The 773-nt window shown below is 63.3% G+C and carries 1 pseudogene; it reads right to left on the minus strand.

Annotated elements, in window-relative coordinates:
* A pseudogene (locus ABTU92_RS30505) lies at positions 1-773 on the minus strand (hypothetical protein); the annotation flags it as partial.

The following is a 773-nucleotide window of genomic DNA, read 5'->3' on the forward strand; positions in this document are numbered from 1 at the left end:
CCAGGAATGTTACCGGGAACGGGGGATCGGGAGCGTGCGTTGAACGGCACGGGAATCCGTTTCGAAGCCAGCTCCAGCGGAGGGCCTGTGGGCGGGGCAGAGTGCCCATCACACGCAGCGCCGTCCACAGGCCCGGGCCGCAGGGCCGCGGCTGACAAGGATGGCGTCACCGTGGCCGCGATCACCGTCTCGGCCCCCTTCCGCCTGAGTGACCGAAGCAGTCGCTTTACGATCGAGTATTGCTTGCTGCCGAATGTCGCTGGATCGATCTCGACGAGTCTTCGCACGATGCCGATGGCGGTGAGCTGCGGCTCGGCCGCAAGCCAGCATTCAATCGTCGCCAGATGCGGATCGAGCTTCGACGGCATGCGTATCCGCTTTTTGTACTTTCGCTTCGGCCGCCGATGGGTGGCGCGCACCTCCCGCGTCGTCGCCTTTGTACCGAGCGATTGCGCAAAGATCAGTGGATCCATAGGCGACGTTCCGACAGCTGCAGCAAGACCGCGCCTACCGATCCGCTCACCGAGCTCGTCCTGGCATCGGCGAACCTCGGTCAGCAATACGACAGGATCGAGACTGAGATAGGTCTCGCGTAAACGGCGTTTAATCGCCTTCGACAGCTTCGGATGCGCCAGAGCCCGCGCATAGGGCGCCGGTGTGTGATAGCGCTTGATCACTTTGGCGCCCTCGCGCCGCTTCTCCTTGAGCTTGAACGAGGGCTGGAAGAAGTTCACGAGGAGCCGTGCTGCCGAATAGAGCCGTGCCATCACCCG

Source organism: Rhodoplanes sp. SY1 (assembly GCF_046000175.1).
GTDB lineage: Bacteria > Pseudomonadota > Alphaproteobacteria > Rhizobiales > Xanthobacteraceae > Rhodoplanes.